This is a genomic window from Streptomyces blastmyceticus, assembly GCF_039521185.1.
Classification (GTDB): domain Bacteria; phylum Actinomycetota; class Actinomycetes; order Streptomycetales; family Streptomycetaceae; genus Streptomyces; species Streptomyces blastmyceticus.
This window is the reverse complement of record NZ_BAAABW010000002.1, coordinates 18,771-33,950: the sequence shown is the minus strand read 5'-3', so window position 1 is coordinate 33,950 and position 15,180 is coordinate 18,771. Positions and strand designations below refer to the sequence as shown.

The window sequence follows — 15,180 nt, the reverse complement described above, 5'->3', positions numbered from 1 at the left end:
CCCGTCCCTCGCCGGGGCGGGCGGACCGCCTCCTCTTCGGTGAGCGGCCGACGGTGTCCCGACTTCCACCCCCGTGGGAAGACGGGACACCGCCCGACACCGAGAATCATGATCGGGACGACACCGGGCAAGATCTTCAAGCCTGCTGTGGCCGGGAAGTGACGGTTCTGGGACGAGGTCTCCGTTCCGTACCAGTCATGACCCGGGTGCGACAAGGGCGCGTACCGGCCGGGCTGTTCACCCCAAATGCCACCGTGCGCCCCTCGGCCGGGAACTGCCATGCTGGGTTGTGGCATCCCCTTGGGTAGCCAGCACCGGGACCACGGGGGACATCCGTACGCATCGGGGGACAGGGGGACGGCAATGCCTCGTTGGAGGGCGCTACCGGAAGAACTCGACCCACTGGTCGGCGAATTCACCGAACAGCTGCGCAGACTCGTCGAGCGCAGCGGGCTGAGCCTCGGTGCCGTCGCCGACCGCACCGGCTACAGCAAGACGTCATGGGAGCGCTATCTCAACGGGCGGCTGCTGCCGCCGCTCGGCGCCGCCGAGGCGCTCGCCGAGGTGACGGGCGCCGACGTAGGGCACCTGAGCACCATGTGGGAGCTGGCCGAGCGGTCCTGGAGCCGCTCCGAGCTGCGGCACGACGTGACGATGGAGGCCGTCCGGGTGGCCCAGGCGCGGGCTGCGCTGGGCGAGTTCGGCCCGTCGGCCGCGCGCCCCGAACCGGTCCGCTCCGAGCCGCTGTGCCAGGAGGCCCCGCCGCGGCCCGGCGTGGTGCGGACCGTCCACGCCGAGGAGGCCCCGGCGCCCCGCGTCCCCTCCGTGCCGCGCTCGCCCAGGCCGCCCGACTACCGCGCCAAGGCCATCCCCGTCGGGCAGCCGCCGCGCCGCCGGGTCGCGCTCTTCGTCACCGGCGTCGTGGGCGCCCTCCTCATCGTCGCCGCGGCCGCGCTGCTGCTCGGCTCGGGAGGCGACGGCAAGCGCAAGGGCGCTACGGCGCCCGCCGCCCCGGCGTCCGTCAGCGCCTCCGCGGACCTGCCGACCGGGGTGAAGTGCGCCGGTGACAGCTGCGCGGGCAAGGACCCCGAGGCGATGGGCTGCGGCGGCAACCGCGCCACGACAGCCGGCTCGGCGACGGTCGGCACGTCCTACGTCGAGGTCCGCTACAGCGAGGTCTGCCGGGCGGCGTGGGGCCGCATCACCCAGGCCGCGAGCGGTGACGCCGTGCGCATAAACGCCCGCCCGAGCGGCTCGGCGCCGGGCCGCACGGAGGCCGGCCGGGTCGGTGCCACGCCCGGCCACGCGGCGGACGGCTACACGCCCATGGTCACGGTGTCCGCCCCGGACCAGGCGACGGCCTGCGCGACGCTCCTGTCGGGCACCCGGGGGTGCACGGCGCCGCGGTGATCCGTGGGTCCCGCACACAGTGAGTCGAGTTCCACACGGGGGCGAACGTTCTGCGAGCGCCGCGTCGGATAGCCTGACGCCGGATCTCTTGACACCGAGAGAGATCCCCACAAATGGGCAGGGACACCCAACCCCAGTTCGCAGCAGGAGATCGCCATGACCCGCACTCCCGTCAATGTCACCGTCACCGGCGCGGCCGGTCAGATCGGCTACGCGCTGCTCTTCCGCATCGCCTCCGGCCAGCTGCTCGGCGCGGACGTGCCGGTCAAGCTCCGCCTGCTGGAGATCCCGCAGGGCCTGAAGGCCGCCGAGGGCACCGCGATGGAGCTCGACGACTGCGCCTTCCCGCTGCTCCGCGGCATCGACATCACCGACGACCCGAACGTCGGCTTCGAGGGTGCGAACGTCGCGCTGCTGGTCGGCGCCCGCCCGCGCACCAAGGGCATGGAGCGCGGTGACCTCCTGGAGGCCAACGGCGGCATCTTCAAGCCGCAGGGCAAGGCCATCAACGACCACGCCGCGGACGACATCAAGGTCCTCGTCGTCGGCAACCCGGCCAACACCAACGCCCTGATCGCCCAGGCCGCCGCGCCGGACGTCCCGGCCGAGCGCTTCACCGCGATGACCCGCCTGGACCACAACCGCGCGCTCTCGCAGCTGGCCCAGAAGACCGGCACGTCCGTCGCCGACATCAAGCGCCTGACGATCTGGGGCAACCACTCCGCCACCCAGTACCCGGACGTCTTCCACGCCGAGATCGCCGGCAAGAACGCCGCCGAGGTCATCGGCGACGAGGCGTGGCTGGCCGACACCTTCATCCCGACCGTCGCCAAGCGCGGTGCCGCGATCATCGAGGCCCGTGGCGCCTCGTCGGCCGCCTCCGCCGCCAACGCCGCGATCGACCACGTGCACACCTGGGTCAACGGCACCGCCGCCGGCGACTGGACCTCGATGGGCATCCCGTCGGACGGCTCCTACGGCGTGCCCGAGGGCATCATCTCCTCCTTCCCGGTCACCACGAAGGACGGCAAGTACGAGATCGTCCAGGGCCTGGAGATCAACGACTTCTCCCGCACCCGCATCGACGCCTCCGTGCAGGAGCTCGTCGAGGAGCGCGACGCGGTGCGCGCCCTCGGCCTCATCTGATCGACCCCGTTCGTACGGGCGTGCTCAGGCACGCCCGTACGCGTCGGTTTCCGGCCCGCCATTCACCCCCGACCGGGGTCGACGGCGGGCCTTCTGGCTTATTCTGAGTTCTCCGAAAATACGTCAACTCCCGTTAATTAGCGGGTCAGTTCGACGATCGGGGGACTGTATGGCAAACGTTCGACACGACTCCCGCACCGAGGCCACCAGACTTCTGTGTGCCGGGACCTATCTGGACATCGAGTTCCGCCGCCGGGTCATCGAGGAGCTGGTGGAACACGAGGAGAGGCCCATCGCGCCGTCGCTCGGCGTCGACGTCGTGCCGGTGCTGGCGCACGCGCTGCGCGCCCGCAGACAGGACGCCCAGACCGCGCTGTTACTCCTCGCCCTCTGGGGCACCTTCATCGGCATCGAGGTGGGCACCGCCGCCGAGGGCGGCCTCCCGGTCTGGTCCGGGCTCTACGCACTGGTGAGCTTCTTCCAGTGGGGCGCCGCGACCTCCGCCGGGCGCGGATCGTCGGTGTACGTGGTCGACAAGCGCACGCTGCGCGAGGCCATGAAGGGGAACGTGCGCGCGCTCGTCCCCGTGGTCCCGGTGGTGCTCGCGATCGCCTACTGGGCGTACGCGTTCTATTCGCTCGCCACGGGCGCGGGCAACTGGATCGGCGTGCTCTTCCCGCTGCTGCTGGTCCTCCCCGTGTGGGCGCACCGCACGCGGGTGGCGGCCGTGATGCGCGCCGAGCTGAGCCGCGAGAAGTTCCGCCAGGCGCCCAGGGCCGAGCCCACCACCCCGTACCACCAGCGGATCGCGCAGGCCATCGACCGCGAGCAGTACGCGGGGCTGACCATCTACGACGCGGGCCGCCCCTTCATCGGCATGGGCAAGCCCTACGAGCCCTGGTCGTTCGTCCTGGAGCTCAAGCGGCGCAAGGAGCCGGCCGGCCCCGGCGACGGCACGGCCCCGTTCACCGGGCGCACGGTCGTCGAGCTCGTGCGCCCCCGCCTGGAGGCGCTGCGGCAGGCCGCCGCCGGGACCAGCCGGGACCGGCTGAAGGACCTGGAGATCGAGGAGTTCGTCTATCTCCCGGTCGGCCCGCCGCGGGCCCGCCTCGACTACGCGGACGCCACCGTCCTGCGCCACCTCGCCGAGTCGGTCGACGAGGGCGGCGAGGCGCGCCGCTATTTCCTCCGGGTGCGCGTCGGCGCCTGGGACGAGCAGGTCGTGGTGTCCGTCCTGGTCCGGGTGCACACCCAGGGCGGCATGCTGGTGCTGGAGGTCGTGCCGCACGTCCTGACGCCGATCAGGCCGGAGTTCCGGGCGGTCGACGTGATCGCGGCGCGCGGGGAGGACGACCTGCTGCGCGACGGCGTACGGGCGCTGCTGAGCGGACCCGCCGCCGGTTTCGCCTCCGCCCTGTCCACGCTCTCCGCGGGCTTCTCCGGCTTCCGCACCTGGCTGGCCGAACCGCGGCGCGGGCTGCCGGACGGCCCGGCGACCTCCGTGCGGGAGCTGGGCGGCACGCAGTCGGTGTCGCTGTTCCAGGAGATGGACATCAGCCGCTATGTGAAGACGGTCCAGGACCGTATCGCGAGCGGCGTGCGGGAGGCCCTGCGCTCCCAGGGCTTCGAGACCGACCAGTTCGAGCAGCAGATCGTGCAGATCAGCGAGGGCGGCGTCTTCATCGGCTCGATGAGCGGCGGCGCGGTCGCCAGCGGCGCCGGAGCGCAGGCCAAGAACACGGTGAAAAGCGGGGGATCATGACCGATCGGAACGACCACGAACACGACCACGGCACGCGGCAGGGCGGCGGCATCGCCATCGGGCGGATGACCGGCGGCGCGGTCGCCAGCGGCCGCAAGGCACGGGCGGAGGACCGCTCGGAGCGCGTCGCCCGGCCCGCGCCCAGAGGGGACGGCTTAGCCCCCGTGCCGCAGCAGGCGCCCGGCGAGGGCGGCATCGCGGTGGGGGAGCTGGAGGGGGGCGCGCTCGCCGCGGGCCCCGAGGCCGAGGCGGTGGACTCCACCCGGGAGCCCCTGCCGGTACCGCCCGCGCTGCTCACCGCCGTCCGGGAACTGCGCGGCCAACTGCCCCTGCTCGCACGGGCGGAGGGCGACGGGCTCGACGCGGTCGACGGCGAGCTCGCCGATCTGGAGGAGGAGGCCGAGCGGACCGGCCGGGCCGACCGCGGCCGGCTGGAACGGCTGCGGTCCCTGCTGACCGGCGGCGCCACGGTGGCGGCGGGCCTCGCGTCCGCGCTCGCCGTCGTCCAGGCGATCAGCCAGCTGCTGGCGTGAGGAGGCGGTCACATGAGCCGCTGGGACGCGGATCTCCAGCAGTGGGTGGACGACGACCCGCCACCCCGAGGGCCCCATCACCACGGGCCCCATGAGCCGACCGAGCCGGACGTCCTGTCGGGCCCGGTGCCCGCGGACGACGGGCCGGAGGGCCCCTCGCACGCGGCGGTCCTGGCCGGCGTGCTGGCCGGGGTGGTCCTGGCGGGCGGCATCGGCTTCGGCATCTGGGAGCTGAGCCACGGCGACGGGGGCGGCGCGACCGGGGGCGGCGGCCCGTCCACCGCGAGCGCCCCCGCGACCGTCGGGCCGTCCTACGACCCCTCGACCGTGGGCGGTGCCATCGGCGGCACGACGGACGCGCCGACCGGCCCTTCGGCAGGCCCGTCCGCGGACCCGGGCAACGGCGGCGCGCCCGCCGGTTACACGCACACCCGGGACCCGGCGGGCTTCACGCTCGACGTGCCCCTGGGCTGGCACCGCACCGCGGACGGCATCAGCGTGTTCTACCGCCCGGCGGGCGACGACCAGAACTTCATCCAGGTCTTCCGGCTGAACGGGCCGGAGAGCACTCCGGTCGAGGCGGCCGAGGCGACCGAGGCGACGATGTCCAAGAACCCGGGGTACCGGCGCCTCAAGCTGGGCCAGACGTCGGACGGTTCGGAGGCGGAGCTGGAGTACACCTACACCCGTGACGGCGGCACCCGGCACGTCGTGCTGCGCGACGTCAAGGCGCCCGACCGCCGGATGTACGCACTGCTGGTGACCGGGCCCGACGGCGACTGGTCCGCGTACGCCCGGGTCTACGCGGTGCTTCTGGGCTCGTTCTGCCCGACCGGTAACTGCGCGAACGGAGGCTGACCTGCTCCTGATGGCCCGCCGCCCCGGCCGGCGGCGGGCCATCGGTCACGTAAGTGACACCCGTCACACTTCGGTAAAGAAGTGACATATGTTGCCGCCTTCTGGTTAGGCGCGCCCCGTTGCCGGGCCCCCGCAGGGCCCGGACGGCAGTGAAGCGCCCAGTGGACCGGAAGGCAGAAGAAACATGTCGTCAGTCGAGACCATCCTTGTGGACGGGGTGTGGCGTGCCGCCGCATCCGGCGCGCAGCGGGAGGTCCTCGACCCCGCAGACGCCAGGACCCTGGCCGTGGTGGCCGAGGGCGGCGCGGACGACACCGACGCCGCGGTCGCCGCCGCCCGCCGCGCCTTCGACAACGGCACCTGGCCGCGGACGCCCGTCGCCGAACGGGCCGCGCTGCTGCGGCGCGTGGCCGACCTGCTCCAGCGCGACCGCGAGGCGATCGCGCTGACCGAGAGCCGCGACACCGGCAAGACCCTTGAGGAGGGCCGGGTCGACGTCGACGACGTCACCAACGCCTTCCGCTACTTCGCCGACCTCGTCATCAACGAAGGCGGCGGGCGCGTGGTGGACGCGGGCTCCGACGAGGTCCACAGCATCGTCGTCCACGAGCCGGTCGGCGTCTGCGCGCTGATCACCCCGTGGAACTACCCGCTGCTCCAGGCCAGCTGGAAGATCGCCCCGGCCCTGGCCGCGGGCAACACCTTCGTCATCAAGCCCAGCGAGGTCACCCCGCTGTCCACCGTGCACCTCGTCCGGCTGCTGGCCGAGGCGGGCCTGCCGGCCGGCGCCGCCAACCTCGTCACCGGCGCGGGCGACCCCGTCGGCGCCCGCCTGTCCGAGCACCCGGACGTCGACCTCGTCTCCTTCACCGGCGGCCTCACCAGCGGCGTCAAGGTCGCCCAGGCCGCCGCGCCGAGCGTGAAGAAGGTCGCGCTCGAACTCGGCGGCAAGAACCCCAACGTCGTGTTCGCCGACGCCTGCGCGACCGACGAGGACTTCGACACCGCCGTCGACCAGGCCCTCAACGCCGCGTTCATCCACAGCGGCCAGGTCTGCTCGGCCGGCTCCCGCCTCATCGTCGAGGAGTCCGTGCGGGAGCGGTTCGTCGCCGAACTCGCCCGCCGCGCCGAGAAGATCAAGCTGGGCCGGGGCACCGAGGAGGGCGTCGAGTGCGGCCCGCTCGTCTCCGCGCAGCAGCTCGACAAGACCGAGGCGTACGTCGCCTCCGCGCTGGCCGAGGGCGCCGTGCTGCGCTGCGGCGGCGGCCAGCCCGAGCCGAGCGACGTCCGGCCCGCGACCGGCTACTTCTACTCGCCGACCGTCCTCGACCACTGCCACCGCGGCATGAAGGTCGTCCGGGAGGAGACCTTCGGGCCGATCCTCACCGTCGAGACCTTCCGCACCGAGGACGAGGCCGTCGAGCTCGCCAACGACACCGAGTACGGCCTCGCGGGCGCCGTCTGGACCAAGGACGCCGGCCGCGCCCGCCGCGTCGCCGGGCGGCTGCGCCACGGCACCGTGTGGATCAACGACTACCACCCCTACCTGCCGCAGGCGGAGTGGGGAGGCTTCGGCAAGTCCGGCACGGGCCGGGAGCTCGGCCCCACGGGTCTGGCGGAGTACCGCGAGGCGAAGCACATTTATCAGAACCTCGCTCCGAAGCCGGTGCGCTGGTTCGCCGGCTGAGGCCGCCCGCAACACCCGACGCGAAGAACCTTTCTGCCCCGAGGAGTACCCCCATGCCCCCCGCAGTCCAGAAGATCACCGCTGACTACGTCGTCGTCGGCGGCGGCACCGCCGGATCGGTCATCGCCTCCCGGCTCGCCGAGGACCCCGGCACGTCCGTCGTCGTCATCGAGGGCGGCCCGTCCGACATCGACCGCCCCGACGTGCTCACGCTGCGCCGCTGGCTCGGGCTCCTCGGCGGCGACCTCGACTACGACTACCCGACGACCGAACAGCCGCGCGGCAACTCCCACATCCGGCACAGCCGGGCGAAGGTGCTCGGCGGCTGCTCCTCGCACAACACCCTGATCGCCTTCAAGCCGCTGCCCGGCGACTGGGACGAGTGGGTGGCCGCGGGGGCCGAGGGCTGGGACGCGGCGGCCATGGACCCGTACTTCACCCGGCTGCGCAACAACATCGTCGCCGTGGACGAGAAGGACCGCAACGCCATCGCCCGCGACTTCGTGGAGGCCGCGCAGGCCGCCGTCGACGTGCCGCGCGTGGAGGGCTTCAACAAGAAGCCGTTCCACGAGGGCGTCGGCTTCTTCGACCTCGCCTACCACCCGGAGAACAACAAGCGGTCCTCCGCCTCCGTCGCCTATCTGCACCCGCACATCGAGGCCGGCGACCGCCCCAACCTCCGCATCCTGCTGGAGACCTGGGCGTACAGGCTCGAACTCGAGGGCACCCGCGCCACGGGCGTGCGCGTGCGCACCAAGGACGGCGAGGAGATCCTGGTCGAGGCGGGCCGCGAGGTCCTGCTGTGCGCCGGCGCGATCGACACGCCCCGGCTGCTCATGCACTCCGGCATCGGCCCCAAGGCCGACCTGGACGCGCTGGGCATTCCCCCCGTCCACGACCTGCCGGGCGTCGGCGAGAACCTCCTCGACCACCCCGAGTCGGTCATCGTGTGGGAGACCCATGGGCCGATCCCCGAGAACTCCGCGATGGACTCCGACGCGGGCCTCTTCGTGCGCCGGGACCCCGAATCCCCGGGCCCCGACCTGATGTTCCACTTCTACCAGATCCCCTTCACCGACAACCCCGAGCGCCTCGGCTACGAGAAGCCCGCGCACGGCGTGTCGATGACCCCCAACATCCCCAAGCCGCGCAGCCGCGGCCGGCTCTACCTCACCAGCGCCGACCCCGAGGTCAAGCCCGCCCTCGACTTCCGCTACTTCACGGACGAGGACGACTACGACGGCCGCACCCTCGTCGACGGCATCAGGATCGCCCGCGAGATAGCCAAGTCCGAGCCGCTGGCGACCTGGCTCAAGCGCGAGGTCTGCCCCGGTCCGGAGATCACCTCGGACGAGGAGATCAGCGAGTACGCGCGGAAGGTCGCGCACACCGTCTACCACCCCGCCGGCACGTGCCGCATGGGAGCCGCCGACGACCCGCAGGCCGTCGTCGACCCACAGCTGCGCATCCGCGGCCTGGAGGGCGTCCGCATCGCCGACGCCTCCGTCTTCCCGACCATGCCCGCCGTGAACCCGATGATCGGCGTCCTCATGGTGGGGGAGAAGTGTGCGGAGATGCTTGTCTCCGATACCGACAGGGGCGATGCCCGATGAACGCCGGCAGTGGCACAACCGACGCGCCCGTCTTTTCCGTCCGCAACCTGTGGAAGGTCTTCGGGCCCAAGGCCGAGCGTGTGCCCGGCAGTTCCCTTGCCGACCTCACCCCGGAGGAACTGCGCGAACGCGCAAACTGCACCGTCGCCGTCCGCGACGTGTCCTTCGACGTGCGGCAGGGCGAGGTCTTCGTCGTCATGGGCCTGTCCGGCTCCGGCAAGTCCACGCTCGTCCGCTGCCTGACCCGGCTCATCGAGCCGACCTCCGGCACCATCGCCATCGACGGCGAGGACGTGTGCGGCATGGACAGCGGCGCCCTGCGCGACCTGCGCCGCCACCGCGCCGCGATGGTCTTCCAGCACTTCGGCCTGCTCCCGCACCGCACCGTCCTCGACAACGTCGCGTACGGCCTGGAGATCCAGGGCGTCGGCCGGGCCGAACGCCGCGCCAAGGCGGGCGAGATGGTGGAGAAGGTGGGCCTCGCCGGGCTGGAGGGCCGCCGCCCCACCCAGCTCTCCGGCGGCCAGCAGCAGCGCGTCGGCCTCGCCCGCGCGCTCGCCGCGGACCCCGAAGTCCTGCTGTTCGACGAGCCGTTCAGCGCCCTCGACCCGCTGATCCGGCGGGACATGCAGGAGGAGGTCGTCCGCCTGCACCACGACGAGGGCCGCACGATGGTCTTCATCACCCACGACCTGTCCGAGGCGCTGCGCGTCGGCGACCGGATCGCGCTGATGCGCGGCGGTCGCGTCGTGCAGTGCGGCACGCCGGAGGAGATCGTCGGCTCCCCGGCGGACGACTACGTACGGGACTTCGTCCGCGACGTACCGCGCGAGCAGGTCCTCACCGTCCGCCGCGCGATGCGCGCCGCCCTGCCGGGCGAGGAAGACGCGGGCCCTGCCCTCACCCCGGCGACGACGGTCGCCGACGCGATCGAGACCGTCGCCCGTACGGGCTCCGCGGCCCGCGTCGTGGACGACGGTCGCTGTCTGGGCATCGTGGACCACCGCAGCCTGCTCGGCGTGGTGGCCGGCCTGGACCGTGACGGGAAGGCGGCGGCATGACGGAGTACGCGTATCGCGCGGCCGTGCGCCCCGCCACCGGCTCCGGGCGTCCGCCCTCGGCCCGGCAGCCCGCGCGCCGGACACGACCCGGAGCCACCCGCCCGGACGGGAGCCCCGTATGAGCATCACGACCACCCCTGCCGACACCGCCGTGTCCGCACCGCCCGCCGCGCCCGCAGGCGGCGACACCGCTCCTGTCCGTCAGGACGAGCGCCTGCGCGCTCTCACCCGGAACCCCGTCGCGCGCAAACTGCTCGTGCTCGCCGTCGCGGCCGCCGTCCTGGTGCCCGTGGCGGCAGCCACGTGGGGCAGCGGCAGTTGGCCGCACGCGCTGACCGTCGACCTGACCGGGCCGCTCGGCCGGGCCAACGACTGGATCATCGACAACCGCGACAGCCACTGGCTGTTCCTCTACTTCTTCGGCTACATCAGCGGCGGCATCATCGACGCCGTCCACGCCGTCTACACCCTGCTCCTCGCCCTCGGCTGGGCCGGGGTCGCCGCGGGCGCCACGCTGCTCGCCTGGCGGGTCGCGGGCGTCCGGGTGGCCGTCACCACACTCGTGTCGTTCGCCGTGTGCGGGCTGCTCGGCATGTGGGTGCCCACCATGCGCACGCTCGCGCTGATGGTCGTGGCCGTCGCCGCGTCCGTCGTGGTGGGCGCGCTGCTGGGCCTCGCGGCCGGGCTTTCGGACCGTACGTTCCGCGCGCTGCGCCCCGTACTTGACACCATGCAGGCGCTGCCCGCGTTCGCCTATCTGATGCCCGTCGTGCTGATCTTCGGGATCGGCGTGGCACCGGCCGTCCTCGCGACCGTCGTCTACGCCGCCCCGCCGATGGCCCGCCTCACCGCGCTCGGCCTGCGCTCCACCGACAAGGGCGTCCTGGAGGCCGTGGAGTCGCTCGGCGCGACCGGGCGGCAGCGGCTGCTGACCGCGCGCCTGCCGCTGGCCCGCCGCGAACTCCTGCTGGGCGTCAACCAGACCATCATGATGGCCCTGTCGATGGCCGTGATCGCGTCCGTCATCGGCGCGGACGGCCTCGGCGACCGCGTCTACCAGGCGCTGTCGACCGTCGACGTCGGCAGCGCGCTGGCCGCGGGCATCCCCATCGTGCTGCTGGCGATCGTCATGGACCGCACGACGGCCGCCGCGGGCGCGGGCGGGGACACCGGGCGGACCGGCGGGCGCACCGCCTGGCTGCTCGTCGCGGCCGCCACCGCCGCCGTCGCCCTCGCGGGCCGGGCGCTGTCCGCCCTCAACTGGCCCGACGGCTGGAACGTGGCCATCGCCGGTCCCGTCAACGACGCCAAGGACTGGATGGTCGACCACCTCTACTCCGGCCTGCCCGGCGTCGGCGGCACCGCCGACTGGGCGGCGCACTACACCGGCTGGGTCCTCGACCCGCTGCGCGGCGGCCTCCAGGCCCTCCCCTGGTGGGGCGCGCTGCTGCTGGTCGCCGCCCTCGCCTGGCTGATCGGCACCTGGCGCACCGCGCTGACCGCCGTACTCGCCCTGGCCACGATCGGTGTGCTGGGCCGCTGGGACAGCTCCCTGGACACCCTGTCCCAGGTGCTGGCGGCCGTCGCCGTCACGCTCGTCCTCGGCTTCGCGATCGCCGTGCCCGCGGCGCGCAGCGCCCGGGCCGAGCGGCTGCTGCGCCCGGTCCTGGACGTGTGCCAGACGATGCCGCAGTTCGTCTACCTGATCCCCGTCGTCGCCCTCTTCGGCGTCGGCCGGGCCCCGGCCGCGGCGGCCGCGATCGTCTACGCGCTGCCCGCCGTCGTCCGCATCACCAGCCAGGGCCTGCGCCAGGCCGACCCGGCCGCGCTGGAGTCCGCGCGCTCGCTGGGTGCGACGAGCGGCCAGCAGCTGCGCCAGGTGCAGTTCCCGCTGGCCCGCCCGGAGCTGCTGCTGGCCGTCAACCAGGCCGTGGTGCTGGTGCTTTCCGTCGTCATCATCGGCGGTCTCGTCGGCGGCGGCGCGCTCGGCTACGAGGTGGTGTTCGGCCTCGCCCAGGGCGACCTGGCCACCGGCCTCGTCGCGGGCGCGGCGATCGTGTGCCTGGGGCTGATGCTCGACCGGGTCACGCAGCCGACGAAGGGAGGAGCCCGTGATGGCTCGTAAGTGGATCGTGGCGGCGGGCGCCCTCGGCCTCCTCGCCGTCACCGGCTGCGGCGCGGCCGACATGACCAAGCAGTCCTCCCCGTACGCGAACGTGAAGGGCGCGAAGTCCGTCACCCTCTCCGTGCAGTCGTGGGTGGGCGCGCGGGCCAACGCGGCCGTCGCGACATACCTCCTGGAGCACGAGCTCGGGTACCGCGTCGACACCGTGCAGGTGGACGAGGTCCCCGCCTGGGACGCCCTCAGCCAGGGCCGCGTCGACGCGATCCTGGAGGACTGGGGCCACCAGGACCAGGAGAAGCGCTACGTCGAGGACAAGAAGACGATCACGCCCGGCGGCGATCTCGGGGTCACCGGGCACATCGGCTGGTACGTCCCCAAGTACTTCGCCGACGCCCACCCGGACGTCCTGGACTGGCGGAACCTCAACAAGTACGCGTCGCAGCTGCGCACCCCCGAGAGCGGCGGCAAGGGCCAGCTGATGGACGGCTCCCCGTCCTACGTCACCAACGACAAGGCCCTGGTGAAGAACCTCGGCCTGGACTACCAGGTCGTCTTCGCCGGCTCCGAGGCGGCGCAGATCACCCAGATCAAGCAGTTCGCCAAGGACAAGAAGCCGTTCCTCACCTACTGGTACGAGCCGCAGTGGCTCTTCAACGAGGTGCCGATGGTGGAGGTGAAGCTCCCCGAACACACCTCCGCGTGCGAGGAGAAGGGCACGGCCGACCCCTCCACCGTCGACTGCGCGTACCCGACGACGACGCTGAAGAAGTACCTCAACACCGAATTCACCCACAAGGGCGGCAAGGCGGCCCGCTTCCTGAAGAACTTCAACTGGACCAAGAAGGACCAGAACGAAGTGGCCCAGATGATCGCCGAGGACAAGCTCTCCGCCGACGACGCGGCGAAGAGGTGGGTCAAGGAGCACCCGGACGTCTGGAAGAAGTGGATTCCGTAAGGGGCCGCCCGCCCGGAGCGCCGGCCGTGGTCGGGACGGACCCCCGTGCCGTCCCCGGCCGGCGGCAGGTCAGTGGACCTCGTACGCGCCCGGCGCCAGCCGCGTGGTCACGGCGATGCGGTTCCACGAGTTGATCGTGATGATCAGCGAGATCAGGTGGGCCAGTTCCTGCTCGGGGAAGTGGCGCGCGGCCCGCTCGTAGACCTCGTCCGGCACGAAGCCGTCCGTCAGGACGGTCACGGCCTCGGTGAGGGCGAGGGCCGCGCGCTCCTTCTCGGTGTAGAAGCCGTGCGCCTCCTCCCACGCGGGGAGGAGGAAGATCCGCTCCTCCGTCTCGCCCGCCTTGCGCGCGTCCTTGGTGTGCATGTCCAGGCAGAACGCGCAGTGGTTCAGCTGCGAGGCGCGCATCTGGACGAGCTCGACGAGGGACGGCTCCAGGCCCTTCGTGGCGGCCTTGGTGAGGGCGAGCATCGCCTTCTGCACCTCGGGGGCGAGCTGGTGGAGGAACATCCGGGGGCTGTGGTGGTGCGTGGTCTCGTTCGTCATGACTACGACACTAGGCTTCCGATAGCCCACGGGTATGGTCCATTCCCATGGAGAAAACGTGGGCCATTTCCGGTGCCGGCGCGGGCGCCGACCTGCACCTCGACCTGACCGGTCCCGGCGGCGTACGGGCCTCGCTGATCCGCGCCCTGCGCGACGCCGTCCGCACCGGCAGGCTCGCCCCCGGCACCCGGTTGCCCGCCTCCCGCACGCTCGCCGCCGACCTCGGCCTGGCCCGCAACACCGTCGCCGACGCCTACGGCGAGCTCGTCGCCGAGGGCTGGCTCACCGCCCGGCAGGGCTCCGGCACCCGGGTGGCCCCGCGCGCGGCGCCCGGCGCGCCCGAGCGCAGGTCCCCCGTGCCCCGCACCCGCCCGCGCCCCGTCTACGACCTGCGGGGCGGCACCGCCGACGTCTCCGCCTTCCCGCGCGCCGCGTGGCTGACCGCCGCCCGGCGGGCGCTGGCGGCGGCGCCCGCCGAGGCCTTCGGCCACGTCGACGAGCGCGGCCGCGTCGAGCTGCGGACGGCCCTCGCCGACTACCTCTCCCGGGCCCGCGGCGTGCGCGCCGACCCGGAACGGATCGTGGTGTGCGCGGGCTTCACCCAGGGCCTGGCCCTGCTGAGCCGGGTCCTGCGCGAGCGCGGGACGCGCGAACTGGGCGTCGAGTCGTACGGGCTCTGGTTCCACCACGAGGCCCTCGACCGGCACGGGCTGCGCACGTCCCCGCTGACCGTCGACGAATCCGGCGCGCGCGTCGAGGAGTTGGAGCGGCGCAAGGGCCTGCGGGCCGTCATGCTCACCCCCGCCCACCAGTTCCCCACCGGCGTGCCCCTGCACCCCGACCGGCGCGCGGCCGTCGTCGACTGGGCGGTGCGCACCGGCGGGCTGATCCTGGAGGACGACTACGACGGCGAGTTCCGCTACGACCGCCAGCCCGTCGGCTGCCTCCAGGGACTCGCTCCCGAGCACGCCGTCTACTTCGGCACCGCGAGCAAGTCCCTCGCGCCGGGCCTGCGGCTCGCGTGGATGGTGCTGCCGGAGCACCTCGTGGGCGACGTGGTGCGGCTGAAGCGGGCGGGGGAGTGGAGCTCGGGCGCCCTCGACCAGCTCACGCTCGCGGAACTGATCACCAGCGGGGCGTACGACCGCCACGTACGGGCGATGCGGCTGAGCTACCGGCGCCGCCGCGACCAGCTCGTGGACGCGCTCGCCGCCCACGCGCCGCACATCCGGGTCACCGGGATCGCGGCGGGCCTCCACGCGGTGCTCTCCCTCCCACCCGGCACGGAACAGGACACGGTGCGCGCGGGCGCCTGGGAGGGCCTGGCCCTCGAGGGCCTCTCCCGCTTCCGCCAGGGCCCGACGGCGGGCGAGGAGGGCCTGGTGGTGGGGTACGCGACGCCGCCGTCGCATGCGTTCGAGGGGGCGCTGTCCGCGTTGCTGCGAGTCCTTCCGGCGGGGTGAGGGTGCGGCGCCGCTGCCGCC

At 73.0% G+C, this 15,180-nt stretch carries 12 protein-coding genes; 11 read left to right on the top strand and 1 reads right to left on the bottom strand.

From position 1 onward, the window contains the following. The first annotated feature begins 363 nt into the window (after window positions 1–363). The 10 genes from ABD269_RS02240 to ABD269_RS02195 all read left to right on the top strand — a co-directional run bounded on the left by ABD269_RS02240 (window position 364) and on the right by ABD269_RS02195 (window position 13,150). Window positions 364–1,410, top strand: a complete 1,047-nt coding sequence (locus tag ABD269_RS02240; RefSeq protein ID WP_344115488.1) for a helix-turn-helix domain-containing protein — start codon at window positions 364–366, stop codon at window positions 1,408–1,410. Window positions 1,411–1,566: 156 nt separating this feature from the next. Further along, entirely contained in the window at window positions 1,567–2,556 is a 990-nt protein-coding gene (locus ABD269_RS02235; protein ID WP_301892952.1) for a malate dehydrogenase, read from the top strand. Window positions 2,557–2,725: 169 nt separating this feature from the next. After that, complete coding sequence (locus ABD269_RS02230; RefSeq protein ID WP_301892950.1) at window positions 2,726–4,318, top strand: hypothetical protein; 1,593 nt, start codon at window positions 2,726–2,728, stop codon at window positions 4,316–4,318. Further along, window positions 4,315–4,851 carry a hypothetical protein gene (locus ABD269_RS02225; RefSeq protein WP_344115483.1) on the top strand — a complete coding sequence of 179 codons (537 nt, stop codon included), beginning with the start codon at window positions 4,315–4,317 and terminating at the stop codon, window positions 4,849–4,851. The genes ABD269_RS02230 and ABD269_RS02225 overlap by 4 nt, the downstream gene beginning before the upstream one ends. A 12-nt stretch (window positions 4,852–4,863) precedes the next feature. Then, window positions 4,864–5,709, top strand: coding sequence for a hypothetical protein (locus tag ABD269_RS02220; RefSeq protein ID WP_344115481.1), 846 nt, complete (start codon window positions 4,864–4,866; stop codon window positions 5,707–5,709). Between the two features lie 184 nt (window positions 5,710–5,893). Then, window positions 5,894–7,396: an aldehyde dehydrogenase family protein gene (locus tag ABD269_RS02215; RefSeq protein ID WP_344115479.1), complete on the top strand. Its 1,503-nt coding sequence runs from the start codon at window positions 5,894–5,896 to the stop codon at window positions 7,394–7,396. Between the two features lie 53 nt (window positions 7,397–7,449). Beyond that, complete coding sequence (locus ABD269_RS02210; RefSeq protein WP_344115477.1) at window positions 7,450–9,009, top strand: GMC family oxidoreductase; 1,560 nt, start codon at window positions 7,450–7,452, stop codon at window positions 9,007–9,009. Beyond that, entirely contained in the window at window positions 9,006–10,070 is a 1,065-nt protein-coding gene (locus ABD269_RS02205; protein WP_344115475.1) for a quaternary amine ABC transporter ATP-binding protein, read from the top strand. The genes ABD269_RS02210 and ABD269_RS02205 overlap by 4 nt, the downstream gene beginning before the upstream one ends. Window positions 10,071–10,188: 118 nt before the next feature. Further along, on the top strand, window positions 10,189–12,195 hold the full coding sequence (locus ABD269_RS02200; protein WP_344115473.1) for an ABC transporter permease: 2,007 nt from the start codon (window positions 10,189–10,191) through the stop codon (window positions 12,193–12,195). Beyond that, the gene (locus ABD269_RS02195) at window positions 12,185–13,150 is read left to right on the top strand and encodes an ABC transporter substrate-binding protein (protein ID WP_344115471.1); all 966 of its coding nucleotides are present in this window, start codon (window positions 12,185–12,187) and stop codon (window positions 13,148–13,150) included. The genes ABD269_RS02200 and ABD269_RS02195 overlap by 11 nt, the downstream gene beginning before the upstream one ends. 69 nt (window positions 13,151–13,219) lie before the next feature. Here ABD269_RS02195 and ABD269_RS02190 read toward each other — a convergent pair whose 3' ends face one another. Continuing rightward, the gene (locus ABD269_RS02190; RefSeq protein ID WP_301892935.1) at window positions 13,220–13,696 is read right to left on the bottom strand and encodes a carboxymuconolactone decarboxylase family protein; all 477 of its coding nucleotides are present in this window, start codon (window positions 13,694–13,696) and stop codon (window positions 13,220–13,222) included. Window positions 13,697–13,743: 47 nt separating this feature from the next. On the opposite strand from ABD269_RS02190, the gene pdxR reads away from it, so the two are divergent. Further along, complete coding sequence (gene pdxR, locus ABD269_RS02185; protein ID WP_344115468.1) at window positions 13,744–15,159, top strand: MocR-like pyridoxine biosynthesis transcription factor PdxR; 1,416 nt, start codon at window positions 13,744–13,746, stop codon at window positions 15,157–15,159. Window positions 15,160–15,180: the final 21 nt, after the last annotated feature.

Excerpts from the sequence above, each read along its gene's own strand:
- ABD269_RS02240 (WP_344115488.1), top strand. The coding sequence starts at position 364 with ATGCCTCGTTGGAGGGCGCTACCGGAAGAACTCGACCCACTGGTCGGC.
- ABD269_RS02235 (WP_301892952.1), top strand. The coding sequence starts at position 1,567 with ATGACCCGCACTCCCGTCAATGTCACCGTCACCGGCGCGGCCGGTCAG.
- ABD269_RS02230 (WP_301892950.1), top strand. The coding sequence starts at position 2,726 with ATGGCAAACGTTCGACACGACTCCCGCACCGAGGCCACCAGACTTCTG.
- ABD269_RS02225 (WP_344115483.1), top strand. The coding sequence starts at position 4,315 with ATGACCGATCGGAACGACCACGAACACGACCACGGCACGCGGCAGGGC.
- ABD269_RS02220 (WP_344115481.1), top strand. The coding sequence starts at position 4,864 with ATGAGCCGCTGGGACGCGGATCTCCAGCAGTGGGTGGACGACGACCCG.
- ABD269_RS02215 (WP_344115479.1), top strand. The coding sequence starts at position 5,894 with ATGTCGTCAGTCGAGACCATCCTTGTGGACGGGGTGTGGCGTGCCGCC.
- ABD269_RS02210 (WP_344115477.1), top strand. The coding sequence starts at position 7,450 with ATGCCCCCCGCAGTCCAGAAGATCACCGCTGACTACGTCGTCGTCGGC.
- ABD269_RS02205 (WP_344115475.1), top strand. The coding sequence starts at position 9,006 with ATGAACGCCGGCAGTGGCACAACCGACGCGCCCGTCTTTTCCGTCCGC.
- ABD269_RS02200 (WP_344115473.1), top strand. The coding sequence starts at position 10,189 with ATGAGCATCACGACCACCCCTGCCGACACCGCCGTGTCCGCACCGCCC.
- ABD269_RS02195 (WP_344115471.1), top strand. The coding sequence starts at position 12,185 with ATGGCTCGTAAGTGGATCGTGGCGGCGGGCGCCCTCGGCCTCCTCGCC.
- ABD269_RS02190 (WP_301892935.1), bottom strand. The coding sequence starts at position 13,696 with ATGACGAACGAGACCACGCACCACCACAGCCCCCGGATGTTCCTCCAC.
- pdxR (WP_344115468.1), top strand. The coding sequence starts at position 13,744 with ATGGAGAAAACGTGGGCCATTTCCGGTGCCGGCGCGGGCGCCGACCTG.